The organism is Wolbachia endosymbiont (group A) of Dendrolimus pini, assembly GCF_964026835.1.
Classification (GTDB): Bacteria; Pseudomonadota; Alphaproteobacteria; order Rickettsiales; family Anaplasmataceae; genus Wolbachia; species Wolbachia pipientis.
Window position 1 is genome coordinate 1,361,848 of sequence record NZ_OZ034702.1, and the last position, 23,066, is coordinate 1,384,913.

Consider the following 23,066-nt stretch of genomic DNA (forward strand, 5'->3'; position numbering starts at 1 on the left):
CCTCTTACACAACTCACTTTTGGCAAACCTAGGTCTTACTTGGTTGCTGCTCTATGGTCTCTTCCCTTCGTTTGTTTTCCTTTCCTGCCCAAGATCGATCTTGCTGCTCACTCTTTTCGTTTCCCCTGTTGTTTTCCTGGGAAATTTGCTCAGGAACAGGTTGTTGTTCACTCTTTTCTTTTCCTACCGAAGTAACTTGCTCAGGAACAGGGGTGCCTTTCTCAACTCCTGTAACTGGGGTTTTTAAAATATCATCAATGCCCTCGAGAATTTTTCCATTCAGTTTTGCTCTCTTTTCTGTATCATCTTTATCTTGTGAGCTAGGGTCATACAAAGTACCTTTTTTGTTATTTGAAAAAAGACTTTTGATTGTACTTACTTCAGTCCATACAAGGAGACCACCACTAATTGCTAGTGCAATTGGGCCAGTGCCAAATATTAATGCTGAAAAAGCAAAAAGAGTAATAGGAAGTAAAGATTTACTTAAGAACGTTTTTACCATCTCTTCATCACTGAGCGGTGGTTCATCCTCTTCTTTCTTGTCTTTACCTAAGAATGGTATTTTTTCTTTCATCCCATCCATAAAGGAGCCAGAAATATTTTTCGGGTCTATTTTGATCCCTCCAATTAGCAGCAGCAGCATTTCCAATACAAACTTTATGGATGAATCTTTAGCTTCTGTACCGCGTATATCAGCTACACAGTCATCTACTACTTCTTTTATTTTACCATTCTTGAGATTCTCCTCATTAGCTAATTTTTTCTCTCTAATTTTCTCAAATACGGAAAGTAAAAACTGAGAAAAATTCTCTTCACTGAGTGGTTCTACATCTTCTAGCTTGACATTATTGAATATAATTTGATTCTGACTTAGCATGAAAGCGAGTACTGCCTCGTCATCTTCCTTTAATTCTTTAGGTTGTACTTTGTTTTTTAGCAATTGTATAAAGGCATCATGGATTACCTGATGTTCCTCTTTTTCAAAAATTTTCTCATCTTCGTTAGTTACCTGAGTAGGTAACTTTGGAGGTTTTGAACTTTTTACTTGTGGGCCTGTCATGGCTGACCTATTTGCATTTGCTATGTTTTATTCTAACATATTTTTCGTATTAGTTCAAATGATTTATACTCTTAGAATCCACGATGTTTAAGTCATAATTAAGAGCCCAGTTGTCGCCAATTTTTATTTCTACTTCAAGTGGTATAGAAATTTCTATTGCATTTTCCATTATATCTTTTATAAGTTTTGCTGTTTCTTGCACCTTTTCGTCTTCTACTTCAACCAGTAGTTCATCGTGAACCTGGAGGATTATTTTACCTACTTTCAATTGGTCAAAAAGCTGAATTGTCGCACGTTTTATTATATCAGCAGCGGTTCCTTGCAGTGGTGCGTTTATTGCTGCCCTTTCTGCAAATTGTCTTATATAAGGAATTGTATTGTTTATGTCTCTTACAAAGCATCTCCTGCCAAACAAAGTTTCTACATAACCATGCAATCTTGCGATAGACACTGCTTTTTCCATATAGGCCTTTATTTCTGGGTAACAGGAAAAATAGTAATTAATGTATTCAGCAGCTTCCGCAATGGTAATTCCAAGCCGCTTTGCAAGACCAAATGGGCTAATGCCATATATAATTCCAAAATTGATGGATTTTGCTTTGCGTCTTAATTGCTCATCTATTTCTTGCACTCCAAAAACTTGCCTAGCGGTGATCTCATGAATATCTTGTCCGTTTGCAAAAGCTTCTTTAAATGCTGCAACGTTTGCAACGTGTGCCAGGAGTCTTAACTCTATTTGTGAATAGTCAGCAGAAATTATCTTATGCCCTTTTGGCGCAATAAATGCTTGTCTGATAAGATTTCCCTCTTCGCTTCTGATAGGAATATTCTGTAAATTAGGATTGCTGGAGCTCAGCCTTCCAGTTGCAGTTGCAGTCGTTGAAAAGCTTGTGTGTATTCTACCATCAAGTGGATCAACTTGCTTTATTAATGCATCAGTGTAGGTGCCTTTTAATTTACTTAAATGTCGCCAATTTAAGATTTTACTTGCGATTTCTACCCCTTCTTCTTCGAGTGCCTCTAGAACTTCATAATTGGTGCTATACGATCCAGATTTTTTTGACTTTTTCTTTTTATTAAGCCCCATTTTGTTAAACAAAACATCACTTAATTGTTTTGGCGAAGCAATATTAAATCTTTCTCCTGCCAAATTATATATCTCATCTTCAAGCACGGCAATTACCTGCTGAAATTTATCGGACAGCTCCTGTAATTTTTGTATGTTCAGTAATATCCCATTTTTCTCCATATCAAATATTACTTTCATAAGTGGCTTATCGAAGCGCTCGTAAATTGTGAACAAATTTTCCTGAAATAACCTTTGCTTTAGCTTTTCATGAATTGCTATTAAAGTTTTTGCCGAGAAAATTTCTGCATTTTCACTCAAATTATGCGCAACTATGTTTGGAATACTGTGATCGTGTTTTCCTGTATCCAAGCTATACGACATTATCATCAAATCATCAACTGAATCTAGCATCTTCTCTACTGTAGGGAAGATTTTCCTGATTTCTTTAATGTTATGTATTATTTTAAGCGCCCCATTTGAGAGTAAAGTTGAGTTAATTATAATGAGTGCATCTTGTATGCTGTCTTGCTCTATATAAAAAATATTACTTTCGCTATAAGATAAGGAAATTTTATTTAATAAGTTGTCTTCAAAGTGGCAATGAATTGCAATTCTGCCTTCATATCTACAATGCTCCAAAAATTTCTCTAACTCTTCACTACTATATTCTATTTTCTCTTTTGTGCTAGACCCATTATAGGAAAAAAGCTTTTCCATTTTACCTATTAAGGAATTGAATTCATACTTCTTTAAAAAGGATAATAGTTTCTCCATATTTGGAGAATGGACTTCATATTTTGCAATATCATGTTGAAGGTCTACTTTTTCGCATAGTGATAAAAGTTCTCTTGAAATTAGTGCTTTTTCCTTATGTTCGGTAAGAATATTACGAATCCTCGTTTGCTCGATATTATCAATGTTCTCTATAATATTATTCAATGAATCAAATTCATCCAGTAATTTAGCTGCAGTCTTCGGACCTATTCCCGGAACGCCTGGAATGTTGTCAGATGCATCACCAGTTAGAGAAAATAAATCAAGAAGCTTGTGTGAGTTTACACCAAATTTTTCTATTACTTGTTTTTCATCTATGTATATATTTTTAATAGGATCAAATATTAGAATGTTGTAATTCAAAAGCTGGAACAAATCTTTATCTGATGAAACGACTACCACTTTAAAGTCTTGGTGGTTGGCGTATTTTGCAGCTAGTGTTGCGATTATATCATCTGCTTCATAACCTTCAATCTCTTCATAGCTGAGGTTAAAAGCTTCTACCGCTTCCCTCAGTATGGTGAACTGTGGAGTTAGATCCTCAGGAGGCGTTACTCTGTTTGCTTTGTATTCAGAATATAAATTGTGCCTAAAATTCTTTTTCCCTGCATCAAGTGCTATAGTTAAGTAGTCCGAATGGGCAATGTACTTAAGAACCATATTCAGAAAGCCATATACACCACCTATTGGCATTCCTGTTGTGGTAATTAAGTGAGGTAGTACATAGTAAGCTCTGAAAAGAAAACCATAGCCATCGATGATTGTGAAAGTTTTTTCTTTCATTGTAGATATTTATGCGTGCTTTTGATGGTCCACTATTTAGCTGAGAAAATCAAGTTTTTGTTTTTCTGCTTTTGAGCGTTGTAAGAGATTTTACCGAAAATAGCATTCATGATGGGGATGTACACATATGTAATATCAAAACCTAGTAGAAGAAATTTGACCTTACCCAGAAAAAGTGGAGAGAAAGTTTGGAATGTTTTTTACAAAAAGAATGATGCATCAAATTGTTCTGGAATGCAATAGTTAATAGTGACGTTGTTTGTTATAAAAAATTTCTATATATTCAAATATAGCAGTTTTGATATGCTGTTTAGAGTGCCGAGAGGTGTCTATTGGTAACTCCCTTTTTAGAGAACTGAAGAAGCTTTCCACAACAGAATTGTCGTAACAACAGCCTTTATTACTCATCTATATTCTTTACAGCTAAGAGATATTGATACCCTTGCGCAGTATATTGTGAACCTTGGTCACTGTGCAGCAGTAGATTTTTAACAGGTTTACGCCTATTAATGGCCATTAATAAAGAGTTCATAACCAATTGTTTATTTATTGCACTACTCATTAACTACCATACGTGAGAATTATTGCTGCCAAATATAGCCATCCCTCCTTGGTTTTGATGTAAGTAATCCCATACTTTATTTGGTTGATCAACAATAAAGTTTTGATCTAGTATATTGGGAGCTACAGCTCTATTATCTGTTTGTTGTTTTTTAATTTTAAACTTTCTTTTCAGTATAGCCCTGATGTCATTTTTCTGCATAATACTTTGCACCGTTTTCAAATTGCAACTTTTACCCAAAGCCTTCAATTCAGCATGAATTTTAGGAGCTCCATATCTACATTTAGAAACTTGATATATTTTTTGAATAGCTTCGAGTAGCTCTTTATTTGCTGATTCTCTACTGCTTATTTTTCTTGTGGTCCACTTATAGTAGCCACTAGCAGAAAATCCTACATAATTCCTGTACTTTATAGCAGTTACTATATAAAAAAATATTTTACTCTTTTTGACTGGCCAGGGCTTTTTTTTAAATGTCTCTTTCCCTTGTTACTCTTGCTTTGTAAATCAAACCTCTCTTTGTCATAAGGTGCTACATCTGGAAATGCATTTGCCGCTGACTTTTTTTCGTTATATTTCTTCATCCATTTTCCTAATACACTATCCCTTATTCCTAGATCTCTTGCTACTTTTGCAACTGGTTGACCTACCTTTCTTTGTTCATTTGCCAGCTTAACAGCTTCCAATTTGAATTCTGCCGTATATTCTCTTACCATTTCTAATCCTCCAAAATTTTATTTTACCCGAAAAAACTCCTTTCTTTCTCTCCACTTTTTCTGGGTAAGGTCACTATTTCTTAAGTATAGCACTTCTCGCAATAGTCCGAATAGGATAAGATATGTGCTTATGGCTATGGTAGAGCAGTAGCATATTATGATCTGTTCGGATTATTGTAAAAAGAGCTATAATTTACACTTCAGAGTTTATCTGCTTTAAAGTTTACTCTATTCTGTTTCAGCATTTGTCATAAATCCTTAATTATTTCTGACTTTTTAGTTCATTTTTTAACCATTCTTTCCTTAACTTAATGGCAGTGACAATAAGCCTATCTATCATTCTGATGTGATTTCAGTTTTGTTTACGTGCAAACTCTCTAATCCCACCTTGTAGTTAGGATAAATTAGAGAGACATTAAGATCTTTTTTAATTTTAACATTACTTACTCTCTTTGATCCTAAATAAAAACTCTGTGCATAATCTGGTAACTCAATTGGTTCTGGAGGGCTAACATTGAGAAGTTTGGTCGCATATATTACCACTTCAGATTGTGTAGTGGGTAAATCGTCTGCACAATTGTATATTTCACCAGGTTTTATGTTTTGCATGGAAGAAAATAAAATATTTGATATATCTTCAACGTGAATACGAGAAAAAAAATGCCCTTCTTTTTTCACATTTCTTGCTTTGCCAAGCTGCAAGTCAATTAACACGTTCCTACTAGGGCCGTATATTCCAGCTAAACGAAAAATATGTACAGGCAGTTTGCTATTTAGCCACTTCCTTTCAGATTTAAGGCGTTTTTCTCCTCTGATTTCTATAGGTTTTGTTTCAGATTCCTCATTCACCCAATTACCAGAGTGATCACCATAGACGCTAGTTGCAGACAAATAACCAAGCCATTTTACATTTTGCAGGCAATCACCGTATCTCTCCACAACATCATCACCATCTGGAGGAATAGAAATTAAAACGTGCGTTGCGCTTTTAAGCAGATCTTGGCTAACCTTCTCATAATTAAAGAGGATTACATTTTGTATATCTTTACTTCTTGATGTGCCACTGACTTTCCAACCTAAGTTCAGTAATTTTTTCGATAAAAATTTAGCTACATATCCATAACCAAAGCAAAACAAGTGCATGAAAATTAATTTTTAAAATTCTTCTTGATAAATTCTACTCCTAATTTTATTCCCTCTTCATTAATAATATGCCCTAATGCATGAATTGGGTGTCCTTCAACATTTACTCCATTTTCTTTCAGAGCTTTAACCGCTAAGTCGAGGGACGAAAAAGGTACCACGTCGTCAGCATCACCATGGATAACACATATGTTAGGTTTTGATTTGATCTCTGGTGCAGTTTTTGAAGGTAAAAGAAACCTACCAGAGTATGCAACAACTGATGCACAGGATTGAGAGCGGGTGAGAGCTGTATGTATTGCAAGCATTGCTCCTTGAGAAAATCCAACTAAAGAAAGTTGCGTATCTTTTAAATTAAGCTCCTTTAATTTTGTATCAATGAAATGATTTACAATTGATGTAGCATTTTTTACTCCATTATATAGCGCTTCCTCACTACGATCTTCCAAGCTAAACCACTGATAACCATCACCTATTTCTCTCTTAAACGGAGCATTGGGTACTGCAAAATATGAACCCAGTAAAAACTTGCTCATAACTTTAGCAAGGTGAACAAAATTATCACCACTTGAGCCCCAACCATGTAAAAAAATAATCAAATTTTTCTTATTTCCGCCTGCACAAATTTCTGGGCCTTTAAGTTCAATCATTTTTTTTCCTTTTGCGTTTATATTTTTATCTAACACTAATTTTCAAATTTGTAAAACCAATGTGCAATTACGTTCCCGATACTATAGCTAAAGTGACTTAGGTTCATCGACGATTTGAAAAACCGTCATTCCGCTACTTGTTAGCGGAATCTATACTAAGATACCGCGAATGAATCGCGGTATGACGTAGGATTGCTGTCATTCCAGTGCTTGACACTGGAATCCAGGAAACTTAACTTTACACCAGGTAATAAGAACTGGATCCCAGTGTCAAGCACTGGGATGACACCTCTGGGCACTGCCGTCATAAAGGAACCAGTGTCAGCTACTTTCATGGCATCAATAATTGACCTCGACTTACCGTCCAACTAGAAAGTTGTATATAGAATGACAGAAATCCAGATGTTATTTACTTACTTTCGATCTTTTCTATCAATTTTTTAACTAAGCCTCTTAGCTTTTTACTGGATTCATCAAGCTCTTGAATCTGCGAGCTGTGCTCTTTCATTAGTTCCTTATAGTTACCTCTTATGTAGTCAATCATTTCCTTCATCTGAGCAATCATCTTGTTAACATCCATACTGCCCAAATCAGGTATCATGCCAGGCATAGCCCCTTCTAACATACCGCCAGCCATAAGCTGCTGAGACATTTGCATAAATGGTTTTAAAGTCTGATTAAGCAATTCAGGATCCTTGGCTAATTTTTCTATTTGCTCTTTGCAAGTATCCATATACTGCTTCATAAATTCATCTTCTTGCCCTTTGTCTATCATAATTATAACCTACCTAAAAATACGTGTTCTTTATTATATATTATTTTAAAATTAAAAACAATACAAAATACCTGTCACAATTGCATTAATACTTTTTAAATAATAAAAAATGCTCCTTTGCTTATAAAGGGTCACATACCTTCTTTAACCATTTCTTATCTTTTACGCTATTTTCTAAGTTTTTATAGACAAATTGATGGTAGCCATTTATCCATTCAATTTCATCCTTAGTAAGCATTTGCACATTTATTAGTCTTCTATCATATGGAATAGAGGTCAGTTGTTTAAAGTTTAAGAAGCCGTTTTCTTGTCTGTTGACATACATCAGATTTTCAATCCTTATTCCATACTCTCCCGGAATGTAATAGCCAGGTTCGTTGGAAAGTATCATCCCTGGCGTGAGTTTCACTTTATTACTTTTTGATATTGCTTGTGGTCCTTCGTGTACTGATAGGTAACTTCCTACTCCATGCCCTGTACCATGCATATAGTCCATTCCAAATTTCCATAAATGCGTACGTGCTAATATATCCAATTCTCCACCAGTAGTGCCAGGAGGAAAGATGACACTTGCTATAGCAATGTGAGCTTTGAGTACTATTGTATAGTGGGTTATTTGTTCATCAGTTGGATTGCCAATTGCTACAGTTCTTGTCACATCAGTTGTGCCGTCAAGGTACTGGCCACCAGAGTCAATCAAATACAGTCCATCTTTCTGAATTACTTTATTCGTCTTACTGCTTGCACGATAGTGAATTATTGCCCCATTCTCATTAAATGCTGAAATTATTGGAAAACTTAGTTGCTTAAACAAATTCTGCTCTTTTCTGTATTCTAAAATCTTTTCTTCAGCTTCAAGTTCTGTACCAACATTATTTTCAAGCCAATATAGAAAATTTGTAACTGCCACTCCATCTCTGATATGCGCATTTATAGCCCCAGCTATTTCAGTTTGGTTTTTTGCTGCTTTATAAATTAGACAAGGATCTTCTCTCTCAGCTACCTGTTTATCTTTTATTACAGCCATGATACTCATTGGAGTTGTGCTTGGATCCATGACTATTGAATTTAGCTTGTGCAGCGAATTTTCTAGCTCACTAATATCAAAAATATTTACATGATTGCCTAAATTTGCTTCTATAGTTGAATGTTCTTTATCTTGAATAAACAAATCAACATTACCGCTTTTATACAATATAGCACGACCCAATATACATGGAGTATATTTAGCATTTTCGTTTCTTAAATTTAATAACCATGAAATTGAATTTGGATCAGTTAAAAGCACTGCTTCAGCTCCTTTATCTACGCTTCTAGCTATTTTTTCACATTTGTCCTTACTACTTTTACCAGCATATTTAATAGAATGTAAAACCACTGCTTGTTTTCGATAGTCACTTTTTTTTCCAGCTAAACAGGGTATGAATTTACAGATATTCTCATACTTTCTTATATCTTCGATGGTAAAATATTGCAAATAATAACCTAGTGAGGCAGTCGATGTTAAGTTTGCTTTTATCCATTCGCGTGGATCCTCTTCTTGTATATTATATACTTGAAAATTGCCCCGATCGAGCTGATTGCGAGCTTGTGTAATATAGCGTCCATCCGTAAAAAATGGGCACTTGTTGTCTTTTGTAACGATAAGTAGCCCATTTGTTCCTGTAAAGCCACACAGCTTTGTTAGCTCCTCTGAATACTCATTTAAATATTCATCTTTAGTATGCAACATAAATGCATCAACGTTTATCTCGTGCATAAAAGAACGAAATTCTTCGATTTTTGACATAGAACACCTCATACAAAATTAGCAGCCACTTTCGTTTTCCTGTTTCTCAAATACACTAATATGCTCACTATCGCTGCAGGAGTGATGCCTTGTATTTGCTTTGCAATGCCAATCGTTGCTGGTTTTATCGTCTGCAACTTTTCTATTACTTCACTTGACAGGCCTTTAACTTGTGAATAGTTGAAGTTGATTGGAATTTGAGTATTGATTTCCTCTCGTAAAAACTTCATATCTGCTTCTTGTCTTATTAGATAAGGTTTGTATTTTGCTTCAATTTCAACCGCTTCGCATATTTCATTCTTAGTTATGCTACCCACTGCGGTGTCATCCCAGCGCGTGACGCTGCTTAACTCCGGCCATATTTCTTGTAATTTATTCCAGTCGATATTTGGATAGCTAAGTAGATCTAGTGCCGTTTTTCTTATCCCATCATAAGATATTTTGATACCATAAGACCTAAGCTGCTCAGGAGTAATCGTCAAACTCTCTAGTTTTTCTTCAAGTTGCTTAATAGATTTAAGTTTATTCTGTAAAACAGAGTATCTCTCATGCGACACAAGGGAAATATCATAACCTTTTTGTGTTAATCTTCTATCTGCATTGTCTGACCTGATAGCTAGCCTATATTCTGCACGTGAGGTAAATAATCTATAAGGTTCGATCACCCCTTTGGTGACTAGATCATCTATCATTACGCCGATATATGAGTCTGTGCGATGAAGAACAAAGCTTTCTTTTTTTTCAGATGCAGAGAGTGCTGCATTAATTCCGGCAATAATTCCTTGCCCTGCTGCTTCTTCATATCCAGTAGTGCCATTAATTTGGCCAGCAAAATATAGGCCTTTAATTTTCTTAGTTTCAAGAGTATGGCTTAGTTCTCGTGGATCAATATAGTCATACTCAACTGCATATCCAGGTCTTAGTATTTCTGCATTTTCAAGTCCCTTGATACTCTTTATCATTTCACACTGCACTTCAATAGGCAATGAATTTGAAATTCCGTTCGGGTATATAGTATCATCATTCAAGCCCTCTGGTTCTAAAAATATTTGATGACTACTTTTTTCTGCGAATTTTTTAACCTTAGTTTCAATGGATGGGCAGTATCTTGGTGCTATAATATCATCCAAATACGAAGAAGCTGACCTGTGCAGATTCTCTCTAATTATTTTATGCGTGTTTTCATTAGTATGGGTAATAAAGCATGATACCTGAGGTTGGTTAATTTTTTCTGTGAGATAAGAAAACGGCACAGGTGGATTATCACCCACTTGTTCTTGCAATATTGACCAGTTTATAGTGCCACGATCAAGCCTTGGCGGAGTTCCGGTACGCAATCTACCTAATTTAAAATTATATTTCTTCAACGTATTTGCAAGTTCTACGGCAGGCTTATCTCCCATTCTCCCTGAAGGAGTTACCTGCTCTCCTATATGAATCACACCCCGCAGAAAAGTCCCTGTAGTTAGAACGACTTTACTTGTCAGTATATGCTCCCCTGAGCTTGTTATTACAGCTTTAATGCACAATTCTCCATTGTTATTACTCTCTATAAGAAAATCGTCAACCGACTCTTCTTTTACCGTCAAATTATTATAATTTAGAATAATTTCCTGTATTGCTTGCTTGTATAATTTTCGGTCTGCCTGTGCACGTGGCCCCCACACCGCCGCACCTCTGCTGCTATTTAAAATGACTGAGTGTATACTTGCTTGATCGATTGCTCTTCCCATTATTCCATCAAGAGCGTCAACTTCCCTGACTACAACGCCCTTTGCAACTCCTCCGATTGCTGGATTGCAGGACATTTCCCCTATAGTTGAAATTTTATGAGTTATAAGCAGCGTGTTTGCACCAAGGCGAGCTGCAGCAGCAGCAGCTTCGCACCCTGCATGACCACCACCTACTACTACTACATCATATTTATGCATGCCTTCTTGAGTAATTCTTACTCTACTAATATTCTAACTATTAGCGGTTAATGTCAAATTTTACAGTAATTAACTATTTCAATCATCAGTGGCCAATGTATAGCTAACTCACGTCATACCGTCACGGTATCTCTAGATCCCGCTAACAAGCAGCGGGATGACGGTTTTTCAAATTATCGGGTTTTAGTGGGGCGAGCGACCAGGATCGAACTGGCGACATTCAGTACCACAAACTGACGCTCTACCAACTGAGCTACGCCCGCCAAGATATAAAATTTCTAACATAAGAGCGCAAATAGTCAATTGATTATTTAACTCTCCTTTTGCAGAGGGTTTTAAGTTTAGCCAATAAATATTTTCATTGATACTTTTACCATTATAGTTAATTGTATTGACACTAATGAAGTAGTGGTATGTTTAAAAGTATTTTCACATTTAGTTTTTTTACGGCTATTTCAAGGATCTCAGGGTTAATAAGAGATGTATTGATTGCTACGGTTATTGGTGCGAACTCTCTTGCAGACATATTTTTTTCTTCGTTTCGTTTTGCCAATCTATTTCGAGCATTTTTTGCAGAAGGAGCGTTCACTACCTCATTCATACCATTATATTCGACAGAATCATATGATAATAAAAAGGCATTTAATTTTGCAAGTAGTGTAATATCCATTACGTTTATTATCTTAGTAATTTTTTGCCTTATCATGCAAACTTTCTCCCCTTATATGATTCAAATTTTTGCTCCTGGATTTGACCAAAGTAAGTTTACCCTTACTGTTACTTTATCAAGAATTATGATGCCCTACATAATCTTTGTTTCAATTGCATCACTTATTGGTGGAATGCTGCAAGTAAAGCAGCATTTTGCTTCAACAGCTATTGCACCAATCGTTTTGAATCTCTGTTTAATCATCAGTTTGTTTGTGCCTTACGTAAAAACTCCAGCGCACAACCTTTCTATAGCTGTCCTTATAGGAGGAATTTTCCAGCTACTTTTGATACTATTTAGTGCATACAAGTTAAAGGCAGCTTTTTCTTTTAGCCTTGAATTAAGCAATGAAGTAAGGTTATTTTTTAAGCGTGTGATACCTGCAATTATCAACAATTGTGTAACTCAAATAAGCTTATGGATTGATACAATCATGGCGAGTTTTATACCAAATGCGGTGTCCTATATATATTATGCCGATAGACTAAATCAACTACCGCAGGGAATAATCGGTACTGCAATTGGTACAGTGCTTCTTCCTTTAATTTCAAAACAGGTGGATAATACTGAAAATATAGTCAAAATACAGAACAAGGCTCTCAACATAGGATTAATGTTAATTATGCCAACAACTGCTGCCTTTATCATTATTCCCGACATAATTTTACTTACGCTTTTTTCTTACGGCCGGTTTGATCATTATGCAGTGCAGCAAACTGTTCCCACTTTAATAGCATTTTCTCTTTCTTTACCTGCATTTATTATAAATAAAGTATTGCTACCTACATTTTTTGCTAAAGGCAATCTGAAAATACCAACCATATTTTCGCTAATGTGTCTTGGAATTAATGTAGTGCTAAACCTTTTGTTAATGAACGAGTATCAGCATACGGGGATTGCTATTGCTACTTCCGTTTCCACTTGGATAAACTCTATTCTATTAATTAGTTATTTAACAATAAATAAAATGTATAAGGTTAGCCAAGCGTTATTGTTAAATGTCATGAAAATTTTTGTAGCAACGGCAGTCATGTCAATAGCCCTTTATATTTTTAATTCTTTGTTGGCAGGATTATTTTTTGATAAAATGTTGGCTCGTATTGTTTATTTAACGACTTTAATAGCTTTGAGTGTTATTGTTTATTTTGGTATTCTCTATTTAATATTTAAGGGAAACTTTAAGCATGTGTAAATTATGAGACTTTCTTTATATGCTATATTATCAATCTCACTGCTATTAATTCTCATGCATGTTGCTGCAACTTTTAAGGATTGGAGTGGCTACAGGAAATATATCATAAAAGAGTTAGAGAAGACGTATGATGCTAAAGTGCATATTGGGGGAAAAATTAAAGTTTCGTTGATTACCCCAAAGCTCACTATTTATAATGTATACGTACAATACAACGAAAATAAAGAGCAAAAGTTGTCAGATTTAATTAGTGTAAGAAAAATTGAAATAAGGCCATCGTTCCTATCGTTGTTTTTATTTTCGTTGCAACCAAAGTCAATCACATTGTTTGGCATGAAAAGCAACAAAGAAAATTTACTTAATATTATAAATACAAACGCCAGTGGTAACACAGTCAATATAGTAATAAAAGACAGCCAAGTAAGTTTCAAGAATGATTTCGCTGATATTGTTAACATAAAGGAAGTTGCTGTAAAAAAAAATAAGCAGTTTTTTGGTAAAGTAAAGGTAGGTGATAATAATTACGATTTTTCAGGAAAGGTTAATATCACAAAAAGGAATGTACACATTAGTGTTGAATCAAATTTTGTAAATTTGCTATTTACAGGTAATAGAAATCAAGAAGAACTCCAGGGTAATTTAACATTAACAATTAATAACAGTTCCGGTTCTGTGAGTGATTTAGCAAAAATCATTAATCTTAGCTTTCTCTCTTGTGTTATTCCTAGCGAAAATATCAAGATATCATCCAATATAAGTCTTAATGAAAGTGAGTTTACGGCAACTGACTTAAAAATTGATTCCAAAAGCATGCAAGCCAGCGGTACAATACAAAATGATAGAAAAGGCAATCACACTAATTTCAATATTAGCTTCAGTAAAGTTGATTTAGATTCCATACAAAATGATTCACAAAGAACAATGAATATGAAGGATCTTCTGGAATGTTTTAGAGCAGTTGTGCCAAAGAACTTGAGCTTAAATTTTAATATAGAAGCTTCTAACATTCAATATCAAAACAAAATATTGGACAATTTCCGTGCTGTACTAAAATCCACTGATGGCAAAGTAAAAGTTAATACGCTTCTTAAATTTCCTGGAATCAATAATATATCTTACTTATCAGGAGAGATCTCAAACAATAATGTCCTATCTGAATTCAACGGTGATTTATTAGTCGAAGGAAATGATTTTGGGTCATTCATTTCATGTTTTTTCCCTTCTATAAAGATGAAAGAAAACCAGAAAAATCAATTTACACTAAGTTCTAAACTGCACCTTGCACCAAGAATATTATCTATCTCAGACATTAGACTGCTAAATAATAAGGAATCCTTGCAAGGATCAATTAGAGTAAGCCACACAAAAAAACGCAGTGTGATCGATGGTGAATTTAGCATGCATAATCTTGATGCAGATAAATATGATCATTCATTATTTAGCAGTTTACCTAAAATGCAATGGCTGAAAAATTTTCAGTATGATGCAAATATAAAGGCCCGTGTTAATAACCTTACATTGAATGATACGAAAATTAAAAATTTGGATTTTTTGCTGAAAATGGAAAAAGGTAAGCTAGTTGCAGATAAAATAAAACTATCTGGAGAAGATTTCGATATTACCGGTAATGCAAAAATATTAGCAGATCAAAAATACGCCAAACCTTTATTAGATGTTAACCTTACGGGCAGTAAATTTAATGGAAAAATTATTACATTACCAAATTTAGTAGAGACGAAAAGAAATTCAAGAAATGAGATAGATCAAATTCAATGGTCAACAAAGCAGCTTGATTTTTTGGATGATAAAGAAGGCTTTGATGCAAATGTGCAAATCAATACTGCAGAATTTAAAACCGAGCATAATGTTTTGAAAGATTTTAATTTGGATGCGGTAATGAGAAACAACACTATCACTATCAGGCAGGCAAGTTACGTATTAGAACACGGGCAAGTGTTTTTTCAGGGTTATTTAAGATCAGACTCAATAAATACAAGGTTTTCTATTGTAAATTTGGACACTAAAAAGATTGGTAAGGTTATAGGAATTGACAATGTAAATGGTCAGGTAAGCTTAAATGGTGAAATCAAAACTCAAGGAAAAAGTTTTCATGATTGGGCTAGTAACTTATCAGGAGATGTAAACTTACAAGCGCAAGGAATAGAAGTTACTAATGTAGATTTCAATTCATTTATCACTAATTTGTTAAACAGTAAGAATAAATCTGAAATTTCCACACTTGCTTATGTTGATATATATAACGGTAAAACATCTTTTGAAAATATTAGCGGAAAAGCAAGTATTAAGAGTGGTATATGTTCAACTAGTTTACAATTCGGGATTGATCAAGCATCAGGGTCAATCTCTTCTAATTTAACCTTATCTAACTTCGCTTTAGCTTCTATATTCAGGTTCTTTTTCATACCGCCAAACCATAGTAATCCAATCTATATCGATATGCATTTGGATGGCCCTATTTGGCGTCCTAAGATGAGTTTTGATGTAGACCAAATCTTCACCGCTCTGGTTGGCAAGAAAAATAGTTGATTTACTTAGGCGTACGGTTTAGGGGACAATGAACTCATCTGAACGGATACAAACTTAACCTAACTCATCACCACCTGGCAGTGGTGGCAAGCCAAAAGCTTCTCTTTTTTCATTGAGTGTCATAAAGCTTGCATTTTCTACGTATTTCCACAACTTTTGTCTCTTTTCCATGAGAATTTCTATTGCATCTTTGTCATACGACAAGCACAGATCTTCACCAAATCTTGGTATCAGCCAAGAATTCAGGTGACAGATAATATTTTCTAGTGTTGGTAAAACCGTTTGTTCCCAGAGGGATAAGCGTGCTTCAACCAAATTGCTATAAGTGTTATCACCTGGTATGCCAAGCAACTGCGGCGGAACGCCAAAAGCCAGGGCAATATCGCGGGCTGAACTGTGTTTGGACTCAATGAAATCCATATCCCTTGGCGATAAGCTCATTTCCTTCCACTCCAAGCCTCCTTCAAGCAATATCGGTCTTCCAGCATTGACAGGACCTGAATAATGATCATTTATCTGCACCTTTAAGCGTTGGTACTGCTCTTGACTTAAACTTCCACCACTTCCATCTTTTGCTGATTTCACAACTATTGCACCACTTGGTCTTGCTCCGTTTTGCAACATCGCTTGATTCCAAGCACCCGCCTGATTATGCTGATCTATGCTATATGCAGCTGCCTCAATTGGTGATAGCCCATACCAATCATTCAAAGGGTTAAAGGTCTTTAGGTGCAACACTGCTGAACGTCCGGTTAGTTTATCAACTTTAAAGTCATAACTGTTGTTATTTATGGTATAACGATAGATATAAGGAACGTTATTTCTCCCTGGAACAATTTCAACCCTATCGGGGCGCAGAAGATAAAGCTCTGTTGGTGGTTTTCTACTATTCTGTGACTCAACCATCAATATATAAGAATTGCCGTTAACTAACCGATAAGTTATAGCATTTCTCATAATAGTCCGAACAGGTCATAGGAAGGCAGAATCAACAGCACGACGAAAGGATTCGAATAGAGGAATGTTTTTCCTGGCTCTGTTTTTTATAGCAAACCAATGATGCTCAATTTTGTTGAAATCTGGAGAATAAGGCGGCAGATACAAAATTTCTGCACCAACCCCTTTAGCAAGCTCGATAATCTTATCAGACTTATGAAAAGTAGCATTGTCAAGAATGACAGTCTGTCCAGGTTCCAAGATCGGTGTCAAAAATTGCTCAAACCATCCATTAAAAACATCCATATTACAGTGGCCTTCAAAGGTTAACGGAACAACTATCTTTCTTCCACTTAAGGCTGCAACCATACTGATTCGTTGAGTTTTCTTTCCAGATTTTAAGGCATAAAACCGCTGTCCTTTCTGGCAATATCCGTAGGGGTAGTCTTCGGTGTTATCAATGCCAGACTCATCTATATACACTAAGTTTTTAGGTTCTTTTGTCGCTATAATTTTCAAAAATTCAGCACGTTTTTCTTCGTTTCTTTCCTTGTATCCATATGTCTTTTTTTGCGCGTAAATCCAATTTTTTTAAGGGCTCGATAGATCGTTTGGATACTAACGTTGTTCCAAAGTTTAGCCATTTCCGATAGAGTCTTTCCTCCGTGTTCTCTGGCAAATTTGGCAAAGGTATCCCAGTCGGTAATTTTGTGATTGTAACCCCCATTTCCAAGTTTTTTTGATTGAAAGTCTCCTGTTTCTTTTCTTCTTTGCTGCCACTCCCATAAAGTAGTTCGTCCAATCTTAAATCTTGCTGCCACTGTTTCTCTGCTTTCTCCTTCGTCTAGCGCTTCCATTGCTTTTTTTCTTAAATCATAACTATATGCTGCTGGCATTCAACCTCCTTATCATCATCTACCCTTATCCTATCACATCCGGACTTTTATGGAAAGAGCTATACAATCCCCTCAATAAATTCCGATTTTGATGTCATTGGGTTAGGAGAATAAAGTAATTTCAGTAATGGATGGGCTTTTAGTTGCGATTTTCCCTGGTCAGTAAGCTGGCAGAGAGTAAGAGGTACCGAAGATGCAGCACTTGCAATCATATTGATTGCTCGAAAGGCAATAACATTTTTTATGTAACCTTCCTCAGCAAAACTTACATAATCACGCTTACTCCAACTTGGCTCCATCATTAGCTGCAAAGCAGAATATTTAGTAAATACTGCGCTTTTTTTTCTTTGAAAGATGTTGAAATTCATATGTGCCTCATGAAAGATGTTTAAAAGTTAAAAGTGTTTTAGATTCTGTAGTTAAACTAAGACATAGATCCCAGTGTCACGCACTGGGATGACGGAAGGAAAGCACTTGGGTGACAGGAAAAGAACGAACTGCTATACTAAAAAAAAAGAAATTGAACATGACAGAATGGCTAATATCTAATCAGCTTATTGATTATAACTGTGCCGTAAAATCTATGGAAGAAAAAATTCAACAAATTCACAATAATTCAGCAGACGAATTAGTATGGCTACTCCAGCACCCTCCACTTTATACTGCAGGAATCAGTGCAACAGATGACGACGTTGTTGAAAAATTATTTCCTATATATAAAACAGGCAGGGGTGGCAAACACACATATCATGGTCCAGGACAGCGCATTATATATTTAATGTTAAACCTTAAAAAAAGAAACAAATGCGATATAAAGCTATATATTAGAGATCTAAGTAAGTGGATCATAAATGTTTTAAAGCAATTTAATATACTTGGAGAATTTAAAGAGGATAGAATAGGTGTTTGGGTAAACCATAACGGAGTAGAAAAAAAAATTGCAGCTTTTGGTATCCGTTTAAGAAAATGGGTAACTTATCATGGCATAGCGCTTAACGTCTTTCCAGACCTCTCTCACTATAAGGGTATTATTCCTTGTGGACTGCAAGATTATGGCGTCACGTCAATGGAAGAACTAGGAGTGAAAGTTCCACTCTCTGAATTGGATGATATACTAAAAAAAGAGTTTTATAAGATATTTTAATGATTGTTTATCTTTTATATTTCATTCTCACTTTATGTGCTAACACAAGTATTCATGCAATCGACCAAGTTGATATTATTGCTCCTTCTTCGAAGGGAAAAGAATCAGATCTGACTACTATAAAAGAATATGTAGAAGCTTTGGATTTTAATCCTCATATTTCGGAGAAAATATATAGTAATGATAATCCATTTTATTCCAACTCTGATGAATTCAGAGCAAATGATTTGGTTAGTGCACTAACCGGTGATAGTAAAATAATTTGGTGTATCAGAGGAGGAGAAGGGGCTTCTCGGTTAATTCCCTATCTAGAAAAGTTACCCAATGATAAAAAAGAAAGGATTGCTCAAAACAAAAAAATCCTCATAGGCTATAGCGATATAACTGCCTTGCACATCTATCTACAAGCTAAATATGATTGGCAAACTCTTCACGGCACCATGTTGGAAATGATAGTAAATAACTCCGTTTCTGAAAGCTCTGTTGAAAAATTGAAAGAGTTAATTCTTAACAAGCGGGATTCTATCAGATTTGATAACCTAAAGACGATAAATAATGGCATTAGACTAAAAGATGGCAGATTAAAGTCTAAAATCATCGGTGGTAATATGACTTTAGTTGAAAACAGTATAGGAACTGTTTGGCAAATAAATGCGAAAGGTAAAATTCTATTTTTAGAGGACATAAGAGTCTACCCATACGCAATAGAGCGCAGTTTAGATCACCTAAAACAAGCTCACATCTTTGATGGAGTACATGCAGTAATCTTTGGGGATTTCGTTAACTGCTATAACGATAACCTTGTTGAAGTTGTAAAAGAAAGGTTTGCAAAAAGTGTTAACTTTCCTGTATTTACAATGAAAGGGGTAGGCCATGGACATACAAATGATCCTTTACCTTTTAACACTCACGCTATTATTAGCGTTCAAGACGAAAAAGAAGGTTTGTTTTTTATGGACGTGCAGAATTTAGCTAATCTTATAGCTAACGCGAGCTCTACGTCATACCGCCGCAGTATCTCTTAGCCGCTAACACGTACTTAACCGTCATACCGCGATTCATTCGCGGTATCTCATCCGCTAACAAGAGATCCCGCTAACATGTAGCGGGATGACGAATTGCTTAACCGTCATTCCGCCGCAGACCGTCATACCGCCGCGGTATCTCTTAGCCGCTAACACATAGCGGAATGACGAAGTTATCGTCATGCCACCGCGAACCGTCATACCGCCACGAACTGTCATACCACCACGAACCGTCATACCGCGATTCATTCGCGGTATCTCTAGATCCCGCTAACACGTAGCGGGATGACGGTTGTCAGGGTGTCATGCAAGTAGCTGACTACTTGGATCTGGTAGACTCAAATCACAATGCCCGTAAAGCTGCGACCCTAGAGCTACTATCTCTCACCCACTGCAAATATTGCACGGTACTATCCACTTGATCATCGTGTCGAGTTTCAGGAAACATTAAAATCTCATACTCAAAATCGTTCAGCCATACTGCTTGGTGCGGCAGAAAAACCTTGCCAGACTCTATAATCGGAACAATTTGATAAAATCGAGTGAGTTTGTCATCATGTGGTACTATTTCGATAATTGGTAAATCACTGTTTGTCTTTAGCTCTTGCACCAATTGCTGACCACTCGTTTTTGCTTCAATCAAAATTGCGTGTGGTGTCCATCTTGCTGCTAAGGACAAAACTTGCTCTTTAAGCTTTGAATACTCAAGCTTTGCACGATATACATCAAGTAAATAGAATTTGTTATCTATTTTTGCCCAGGTGGTGCAGACGCTAAAGTTGCTCATGTTGCTTGTTGAAACTGCAGTGTCCCAGCTTTGAGTTACATGCGAGAGATTGTCAGGAAAATTTCTATAGCGCTTCAGCCACTCTCGTTTAATTATACCACTTGAAAGTGGCAGAGGGTTTTGTTGATATTGTGCAGCAAAAACGTAACTTCCAAGTTCAACCTTTATCATCTCAACTTCTTCTTTTCCTCCATCGAGGGGATATAGCAACTGACCTTCTTCTCTTGAGTATAATATTACGGGTGGTGTCATTCTAGCACTTGATGCTGTAATCCAGCTTTTGTACTCATTTGTAGTTACTCGGGTGACAGGAACAAGAAAAGGAGGCGCTGGCTTTTTGATTGAATAGATAATCTCCTTATTTTCAGATATCATCGGTAAACAAGTATGGTTCCATATGTTTTTCGGTTTGGAGAGAAGGTGCCCGGTTAAATCTTCTTGATGTAGCCTATGCATCACAAGAACAATTACTCCTTTTTTTCTATTGTTGAGCCTGGCTACTAAAGTCTGGTCAAACCAATTTGTAGCACGCTTTCTAAACGTTTCACTCAAAGCTTGGGCGGGACTCAGTGGATCATCCACGATGATGAAATCACCACCTTCACCTGTTAACGTCCCTCCAACGGACGTTGCGATTCTGTATCCTCTCTGCACTGTTTGGAATTTGTATTTGGTATTTTGATCTTTGGATAGTTCTACCTCTGGAAACAGCTCTCTATACCAACTAGACTGCATTATACACCTTGTATCGAGCGAGTGCTTTTCGCTAAGCAGCCGAGAGTAGCTTGCAACTATTATTCTTGCAGTTGGCTGATTTCCCAGTATCCATGCGGGCCACGCAACACTAGCGCACAGGGACTTCATTGAACGCGGAGGCATATTGAATATTATTCGCCTCATTTTGCCAACATTTGCCGCTTCAAGTCTGTCTGCTATGACTTTTATATACTGATAATCATTATACTCACACCCCGGCACCACCGTTTGAAAGCACAGTTCAATGAATTTTAGAAAGTTCATGATATAATGTTGAAACCAACGCGTGACGGTGGGATGACAAAAAAAGGAGCACTGGAATGACAAGGCTATAGGTTGCAAGCGAGACGTCATACCGCCACGGTATCTCGGCAGATCCCGCTAACACGTAGCGGGATGACGAGGCTTATCGTCATGCCACCGCGAACCGTCATACCGCCGCAGACCGTCATACCGTCACGGTATCTCTAGATCCCGCTAACACGTAGCGGGATGACGGTTGTCGTTTAGCTATAAATATTAAGAAATTTACCAAATAAAAAAAAGGCAAAAGAAGCCCCGTGGTTGGCTAATTACTTACATTATACTTTCAAGTATGGCGTTTTTTTATTCTAAACGCTTAATAACCGCGATTTAGTTGCTTTTAAGCCGCAACTAATCTAAATTATAAACATTAAGAAATTTACTAAACAGAAAAAAAGGCAAAAGAAACCCTAGGGTAGCTAGTTATTCACTATCCATTTTTTAAATCGGCGTTTTTTGATGTTTTAAATGCTTTATAAGCGCATTTCAGCTTATATTAGGTAAAAACCTAGAAATTTTATAAAGACATAAGATGCACATAGTGCAAAAAATTAAACATGGGACGCCAGATACGTGAGTTTTTTTGTCATTTAATCTGTACAGAGAAGATAAATAAATAGCTTCAGTTTCATGATAAGGGGACTGGCAAGGCTTGTCAAGCAAGTTTTTTGCAATATCAGGGGATAATTTCGACCATAAATCCCTATCAATAAATTTTAACAAAAATACTTTAGTGCATTTTCAAATATAAGCATTCCATCGCCATATTTTGGCACAGCAACACCTAAACGCTTGCTCTTTTCTTTTTCAAGGGGCCAATTATCTTGCTGGGTAAAAAATATTCCCCTTTCTGGATGGGGCATTAAAGCTAGCACTCTTCCACTTTTATCTGATAAAGCTGCTAGGTCGTATGTAGATCCATTCGGATTGTAAGGAAATTGTAGGTTAGCATAGTTGCCATTTTTATCAATGTAACGTAATGCGGTGGAATTGCTCTCAATCAATTGGTTCAAAATATCTTGATCCATAAAAAATTTGCCTTCCCCATGAGCAATAGGGAGATATAGTTCACTCAGGCCCCGTAGCCAAACAGAATTACTCTTTGAATTAACTCTCACTCTAATCCAACGGCATTGATAATTGCCTATATCATTATGGATTAAAGCTAGATTAGAGAACTCTGGAATTAATTTTACTAATATCTGACAACCATTACATATTCCTATAATCAGCTTGTCCTGAGATAAAAACTCTTGAAACTCATCCAACAAGTTGTTTTTAATACGTAAAGCAAACGCATTACCAGCACCAGTGTCATCACCATAGGAAAAACCCCCTGGAATTGCAAGTATATTGCTTAATTTCAGTTCACCTGGATTATCTATGATATCGTTAATGTGAACGATTTTTACTTCAATATTACCAACACCAAGTTTTCTGCTGCATTCCATAAATGCAAATGCAGTTTCTTTTTCGCAATTTAAGCCATAACCAGATAGGACTGTGATTTTCATGAATT

The 23,066-nt window shown here is 36.1% G+C and carries 19 protein-coding genes, 1 tRNA gene and 2 pseudogenes; 5 read left to right on the plus strand and 17 right to left on the minus strand.

What is annotated here, in order from left to right; genetic code table 11:
• Window positions 1-28 precede the first annotated feature (28 nt).
• From AAGD66_RS06790 to AAGD66_RS06825, 8 genes are all read right to left on the minus strand, one after another.
• A complete protein-coding gene (locus AAGD66_RS06790) occupies window positions 29-1,060 on the minus strand; it encodes a hypothetical protein (RefSeq protein ID WP_264723895.1) in 1,032 nt (343 codons plus the stop codon).
• Between the two features lie 49 nt (window positions 1,061-1,109).
• Window positions 1,110-3,686, minus strand: a complete 2,577-nt coding sequence (gene polA, locus AAGD66_RS06795; RefSeq protein ID WP_341814465.1) for a DNA polymerase I — start codon at window positions 3,684-3,686, stop codon at window positions 1,110-1,112.
• Window positions 3,687-3,929: 243 nt separating this feature from the next.
• Window positions 3,930-4,094 (minus strand): IS3 family transposase, encoded by a 165-nt coding sequence (locus tag AAGD66_RS06800; protein ID WP_141456809.1) that lies wholly within the window; start codon window positions 4,092-4,094, stop codon window positions 3,930-3,932.
• Complete coding sequence (locus AAGD66_RS06805; protein ID WP_010082071.1) at window positions 4,087-4,248, minus strand: DDE-type integrase/transposase/recombinase; 162 nt, start codon at window positions 4,246-4,248, stop codon at window positions 4,087-4,089. Before AAGD66_RS06805 ends, AAGD66_RS06800 begins: the two co-directional genes overlap by 8 nt.
• Before the next feature lie 3 nt (window positions 4,249-4,251).
• On the minus strand, window positions 4,252-4,686 hold the full coding sequence (locus tag AAGD66_RS06810; RefSeq protein WP_319606382.1) for an IS3 family transposase: 435 nt from the start codon (window positions 4,684-4,686) through the stop codon (window positions 4,252-4,254).
• Window positions 4,671-4,964 (minus strand): transposase, encoded by a 294-nt coding sequence (locus AAGD66_RS06815; RefSeq protein ID WP_007548709.1) that lies wholly within the window; start codon window positions 4,962-4,964, stop codon window positions 4,671-4,673. The genes AAGD66_RS06810 and AAGD66_RS06815 overlap by 16 nt, the downstream gene beginning before the upstream one ends.
• Window positions 4,965-5,300: 336 nt before the next feature.
• Window positions 5,301-6,107: an SDR family oxidoreductase gene (locus AAGD66_RS06820; RefSeq protein WP_174515871.1), complete on the minus strand. Its 807-nt coding sequence runs from the start codon at window positions 6,105-6,107 to the stop codon at window positions 5,301-5,303.
• A gap of 5 nt (window positions 6,108-6,112) precedes the next feature.
• Window positions 6,113-6,757: an alpha/beta hydrolase gene (locus tag AAGD66_RS06825; RefSeq protein WP_174515870.1), complete on the minus strand. Its 645-nt coding sequence runs from the start codon at window positions 6,755-6,757 to the stop codon at window positions 6,113-6,115.
• 210 nt (window positions 6,758-6,967) lie between these two features.
• Between AAGD66_RS06825 and AAGD66_RS06830 the strand changes: the two genes are divergently transcribed.
• Window positions 6,968-7,129, plus strand: a complete 162-nt coding sequence (locus tag AAGD66_RS06830) for a hypothetical protein (RefSeq protein ID WP_264723899.1) — start codon at window positions 6,968-6,970, stop codon at window positions 7,127-7,129.
• 37 nt (window positions 7,130-7,166) lie between these two features.
• On the opposite strand, the gene AAGD66_RS06835 is transcribed toward AAGD66_RS06830, so the two are convergent.
• The 4 genes from AAGD66_RS06835 to AAGD66_RS06850 form a co-directional block, all read right to left on the minus strand.
• A complete protein-coding gene (locus tag AAGD66_RS06835; protein ID WP_064125381.1) occupies window positions 7,167-7,532 on the minus strand; it encodes a hypothetical protein in 366 nt (121 codons plus the stop codon).
• Between the two features lie 121 nt (window positions 7,533-7,653).
• Window positions 7,654-9,321 (minus strand): aminopeptidase P family protein, encoded by a 1,668-nt coding sequence (locus tag AAGD66_RS06840; RefSeq protein WP_264723900.1) that lies wholly within the window; start codon window positions 9,319-9,321, stop codon window positions 7,654-7,656.
• Window positions 9,322-9,329: 8 nt separating this feature from the next.
• A complete protein-coding gene (gene mnmG, locus AAGD66_RS06845) occupies window positions 9,330-11,252 on the minus strand; it encodes a tRNA uridine-5-carboxymethylaminomethyl(34) synthesis enzyme MnmG (RefSeq protein ID WP_265024476.1) in 1,923 nt (640 codons plus the stop codon).
• A 187-nt stretch (window positions 11,253-11,439) separates the two neighbouring features.
• Window positions 11,440-11,515 (minus strand) — tRNA-His (locus AAGD66_RS06850).
• Window positions 11,516-11,665: 150 nt separating this feature from the next.
• On the opposite strand from AAGD66_RS06850, the gene murJ reads away from it, so the two are divergent.
• Together murJ and AAGD66_RS06860 are read left to right on the plus strand one after the other, a co-directional pair.
• Entirely contained in the window at window positions 11,666-13,153 is a 1,488-nt protein-coding gene (gene murJ, locus AAGD66_RS06855) for a murein biosynthesis integral membrane protein MurJ (RefSeq protein WP_010962984.1), read from the plus strand.
• A 3-nt stretch (window positions 13,154-13,156) separates the two neighbouring features.
• Complete coding sequence (locus AAGD66_RS06860; protein ID WP_264723902.1) at window positions 13,157-15,700, plus strand: AsmA-like C-terminal region-containing protein; 2,544 nt, start codon at window positions 13,157-13,159, stop codon at window positions 15,698-15,700.
• A gap of 54 nt (window positions 15,701-15,754) precedes the next feature.
• Here the strand turns inward: AAGD66_RS06860 and AAGD66_RS06865 are convergent.
• The 3 genes and pseudogenes from AAGD66_RS06865 to AAGD66_RS06875 form a co-directional block, all read right to left on the minus strand.
• A pseudogene (locus AAGD66_RS06865) lies at window positions 15,755-16,645 on the minus strand (phage portal protein); the annotation flags it as partial.
• A 27-nt stretch (window positions 16,646-16,672) separates the two neighbouring features.
• Window positions 16,673-17,532 (minus strand): IS630 family transposase gene (locus tag AAGD66_RS06870; protein WP_264705388.1). Its coding sequence is split into 2 segments (ribosomal slippage): window positions 16,673-17,208 and window positions 17,208-17,532, totalling 861 coding nucleotides; the frame shifts between segments, so codons are not numbered across the junction.
• 62 nt (window positions 17,533-17,594) lie between these two features.
• A pseudogene (locus AAGD66_RS06875) lies at window positions 17,595-17,900 on the minus strand (phage portal protein); the annotation flags it as partial.
• Window positions 17,901-18,058: 158 nt separating this feature from the next.
• Between AAGD66_RS06875 and lipB the strand changes: the two are divergent.
• Together lipB and AAGD66_RS06885 are read left to right on the plus strand one after the other, a co-directional pair.
• Window positions 18,059-18,676, plus strand: coding sequence for a lipoyl(octanoyl) transferase LipB (gene lipB, locus AAGD66_RS06880; protein WP_264723903.1), 618 nt, complete (start codon window positions 18,059-18,061; stop codon window positions 18,674-18,676).
• Window positions 18,676-19,701, plus strand: coding sequence for an LD-carboxypeptidase (locus tag AAGD66_RS06885; protein WP_213863201.1), 1,026 nt, complete (start codon window positions 18,676-18,678; stop codon window positions 19,699-19,701). The genes lipB and AAGD66_RS06885 overlap by 1 nt, the downstream gene beginning before the upstream one ends.
• Before the next feature lie 343 nt (window positions 19,702-20,044).
• Here AAGD66_RS06885 and terL read toward each other — a convergent pair whose 3' ends face one another.
• Both terL and AAGD66_RS06895 read right to left on the minus strand, forming a co-directional pair.
• Window positions 20,045-21,508, minus strand: a complete 1,464-nt coding sequence (gene terL / locus AAGD66_RS06890) for a phage terminase large subunit (RefSeq protein ID WP_265024474.1) — start codon at window positions 21,506-21,508, stop codon at window positions 20,045-20,047.
• Between the two features lie 755 nt (window positions 21,509-22,263).
• Window positions 22,264-23,061 carry a phosphoribosylformylglycinamidine synthase subunit PurQ gene (locus AAGD66_RS06895; protein WP_264723930.1) on the minus strand — a complete coding sequence of 266 codons (798 nt, stop codon included), beginning with the start codon at window positions 23,059-23,061 and terminating at the stop codon, window positions 22,264-22,266.
• Between the last annotated feature and the right edge of the window lie 5 nt (window positions 23,062-23,066).